Origin of the sequence: Pinirhizobacter sp. (assembly GCF_035317885.1) — a bacterium.
Classification (GTDB): domain Bacteria; phylum Pseudomonadota; class Gammaproteobacteria; order Xanthomonadales; family Rhodanobacteraceae; genus Pinirhizobacter.
In genome coordinates this window covers 1-3,718 of sequence record NZ_DATHFX010000324.1, presented here as the reverse complement: position 1 = coordinate 3,718, position 3,718 = coordinate 1, and the positions used below count along the sequence as shown (strand labels likewise).

3 protein-coding genes are annotated in these 3,718 nt (G+C 63.6%); all 3 read left to right on the top strand.

Annotated features, from left to right (window positions below; all coding sequences use genetic code 11):
• Window positions 1-17 precede the first annotated feature (17 nt).
• Window positions 18-1,730 carry a membrane protein insertase YidC gene (gene yidC, locus VK519_RS10555; RefSeq protein WP_324349632.1) on the top strand — a complete coding sequence of 571 codons (1,713 nt, stop codon included), beginning with the start codon at window positions 18-20 and terminating at the stop codon, window positions 1,728-1,730.
• A gap of 43 nt (window positions 1,731-1,773) precedes the next feature.
• Window positions 1,774-3,099, top strand: a complete 1,326-nt coding sequence (gene mnmE / locus VK519_RS10550; RefSeq protein ID WP_324349631.1) for a tRNA uridine-5-carboxymethylaminomethyl(34) synthesis GTPase MnmE — start codon at window positions 1,774-1,776, stop codon at window positions 3,097-3,099.
• Window positions 3,100-3,217: 118 nt separating this feature from the next.
• Window positions 3,218-3,718 (top strand): 2-dehydropantoate 2-reductase N-terminal domain-containing protein (locus VK519_RS10545; protein ID WP_324349630.1); only part of this gene is annotated, 501 nt, incomplete at its 3' end.

The following is a 3,718-nucleotide window of genomic DNA, read 5'->3' as shown; positions in this document are numbered from 1 at the left end:
CCGGACACGTCCAAGCAATGAATCAATCGCGGCTGTTCCTTTTCCTGGCGCTCATCGCCGTCTCCTACCTGCTGATGGAAGCCTGGCAGAAGGACTACGCCCCGCCGCCACCCGTGGTGACCGCGCCTACGGCCGCTGCCGCCGACGGTGGCGTGCCCGCAGCCTCCGGCAGCAGCGCCGAAGCCGTGCCGGCCGCCGCCAATGCGGCGAATGTCGACAAGGCCAACGCCCCGGCAGCCCCCGCAGCGGAACTGGTCACCGTCACCACCGACTTGCTTCGCCTGACTATCGATACTCGCGGCGGCAGCCTGGTACGCGCTGAACTCCTGGCCTACCCGGATTCGCCGGTGACCAAGAACAACCCGGCGCCGCCGCCGGTGCGCCTGCTCAACGATTCCACCGACCATTACTTCGCGGCACAGGATGGCTTGGTCAGCACCAGCGGTGCCGCACCCGACCATCGCGCGCTGTTCCATGTCGAGCAAACCAACTACACCCTGGCCGATGGGCAGAATGAGCTGGGCGTGGACCTCACCTGGACGGGCGACAACGGCCTGAAGGTGACCAAGAGCTACAAGTTCACCCGCGGTAGCTACGTCATCGACTTCGACCAGCACATCGAAAACGGCGGCAGCAGCGCCTGGACCGGCAATGCCTACCAGCAGCTGCAACGCGTGGACCAGCCCAAGCCTGCCGGCTGGTGGACGTCATACACCGATCCGTCCTCGCACAGCTTCTTCGGCGCGGCCTGGTACAGCCCCGACGAAAAATACGAGTCGATGCCGTTCGCCGAGTTCATCAAGAAGCCGCTCGACCGCCCGATCACCGGTGGCTGGAGCGCAATGATCCAGCATTACTTCTTTGTCGGCTGGATTCCGCCCGCGACCGACGCTGTGGCGTATTCCACCAAGGTGCTCGATCCCGACACTGCGCACCCGCGGTATCTGATCCGCGCCTTCGGCCCGGCGATCACGGTGGCACCGGGCCAGGCGCACGATAGCAACGCGCGTCTGTACATCGGTCCGAAGCTGCAGGGCACGTTGAACGCCATCGCGCCGGGCCTTGAGCTTTCCACCAACTACGGCTGGCTTACCGCGATCTCCCAGCCGCTGCATTGGGCGCTGTCGAAGCTGCATTCGATCTCCGGCAACTGGGGCGTGGCGATCATCCTTCTGGTGCTGTTGCTCAAGGCGGCGCTGTACAAGCTCACCGATGCGCAGTTCCGCTCCGGCGCACGCATGCGCAAGCTGCAGCCGCGCGTGGCGGCGCTGAAGGAGCGCTACGGCGACGACAAGGCCAAGATGCAGCAGGCCATGCTCGAGCTGTACAAGAAGGAGAAGGTCAACCCGATGTCCGGTTGCCTGCCGATCCTGATCACCTTCCCGGTATTCATCGGTTTGTACCGCGTGCTGATGGAAAGCGTGGAACTGCGCCATGCGCCGTTCTTCGGCTGGATCCACGATCTCTCCTCGCCCGATCCGCTGTTCATCCTGCCGGCGATCTACGTGCTGATCACCATGGCCACGCAGTGGCTCACGCCCGCGGTGGGCATGGACCCTGCCCAGGCGAAGATGATGAAGGTGATGCCGCTGATCTTCGCGGTGGTATTCGCCTTCTTCCCGGCGGGCCTGGTGCTGTACTGGATCATCAACGGTGCCACCAGCCTTACACAGCAGTACCTCATCACGCGAAGCGTCGATCGCGCGGATACAAAACTGAAAACGGCTTGAGGAAAAACGCGGGGCGCATCGAAGGATGCGCCCCGCTTCGCTTATGGACCACGATAACGACACCATTGCTGCGATCGCCACGGCATCAGGCCCGGCGGGTGTAGGCGTCGTTCGCGTCTCGGGGCCCCTGGTACCTACCATTGCCCAAGCACTGCTGGGCCGCGCACCGCGTGCGCGCCACGCACACCTGGCTGTATTCCGCGACACGACGGGCGAAACCATCGACCACGGTCTGTTGCTGTACTTCCCGGCGCCCGCCAGTTACACCGGCGAAGACGTGCTGGAGCTCCAGGGCCACGGCAGCATGGTGTTGCTCGATGAACTCTTGCGCCACGTATGCACCCTTGGCGCGCGCCTGGCACGCGCCGGCGAGTTCACCGAACGGGCGTTCCTCAACGGCAAGCTTGATCTGGCCCAGGCCGAAGCCGTAGCCGATCTGATCGCCGCGCGATCGCGTGCGGGTGCGCACGCGGCGATGCGTTCGATGGAAGGCGTGTTTTCGCGCAAGGTCGAGGCCGTGCAGGAACAGCTGATCCATCTGCGCGTACATGTGGAAGCGGCCATCGATTTCCCCGAAGAGGAAATCGACTTCCTGGCAGACCCCGCCATCCAGCGGCAGCTCGATGGCTTGCGTGCGTCGCTTGATGATCTACTCGCCGAAACGCGTCGTGGCGTGCGTCTGAATGACGGCCTTAGCGTTGCCATCGTCGGCCGGCCGAACGTGGGCAAGTCCAGTTTGCTCAACGCCCTGGCCGGGCGCGAGCGCGCCATCGTCACCGACATCGCAGGCACCACGCGCGACATCGTGCATGAGTTGGTGAGCCTTGATGGCATGGTGATCGAGCTGGCCGATACGGCGGGCTTGCGCGATACAGACGATGTGGTGGAGCGCGAAGGCGTAAGGCGGGCGAATGATGCCTTGCGCAAGGCGGATGTGGCCTTGCTGGTGACAACGGCGTCGTGCGTCGAAGACGACATGGTTCTACTGGGTGATATCCCGGAGGGCATTGCCCGGCTCGTTGTATTGAACAAGCTGGACGTTGATCCAGCTTCCAGCGAAGGAAAAGATCGGATCGCGCTGTCAGCGCTTACGGGAGAAGGCGTCGACTCACTGCGCGCCCGCTTGCGCGAGTTGGCCGGTTTCCGCCAGGGCGATGGCAGCTTCAGCGCACGTCGGCGTCATGTCCTGGCGTTAGAGGCGACGGCCGCTCATCTTGTGCATGCTGACGAAGCGCTCGCCGCACGAGCCGGTGAACTGGCGGCCGAATCGTTGCGTGCCGCGCAAGCAAGCCTTGGTGAAATTACAGGCAGCCATACGGCTGACGACTTGCTGGGCAGCATCTTCGGGTCGTTCTGTATCGGCAAATAGCATCATTCGTCGAAAGACGATGGTGCCGTCGTAGTCACTGACCAATAATGTGGTCAAACCGGTTCTCCACCAGCCCATCGCGGGCTACGATAGCCATCTCGCCTTTCACGGAGTGGCCATGCGCTACCTCATCCTCGGTGCCGGCGCCCTCGGCGGTTTTTTTGGCGGCCGCATGCTCGAAGCGGGCCTGGACACGACCTTCCAGGTCCGTGAACGCCGTGCCGCGGTGCTGGCCAAGCGTGGTCTTCGCATCGCCAGCCCCAAGGGCGACATCCAGATCGACAAGCCGCCCCTGGTGCAAGCCGATGGCCTGAAGGCGGAGTACGACACGATCATCCTCAGCTGCAAGGCCTACGACCTGGACAGCGCGATGGAAGCGATCGCGCCGGCGGTGGGTACCGACACGGCGATCATTCCGCTGTTGAACGGCATGGACCACATCGAACGGCTGCAGCAGCGCTTCGACGTCCGCAATGTGCTGGGTGGGCTAAGCGTGATCTCGGCGAGCCTGGATGCAGAGGGTGATGTGCTCCATCACAATGATCTGGATCTGCTCAGTTTCGGCGAGCTCGATGGCTCCCGTAGCGTGCGCGTAGGTGCCATCGAAAGCGACCTGCTG

Bases quoted from the DNA above. Each gene is read 5' to 3' on its own strand.
- yidC (WP_324349632.1), top strand. From the start codon at position 18: ATGAATCAATCGCGGCTGTTCCTTTTCCTGGCGCTCATCGCCGTCTCC.
- mnmE (WP_324349631.1), top strand. From the start codon at position 1,774: ATGGACCACGATAACGACACCATTGCTGCGATCGCCACGGCATCAGGC.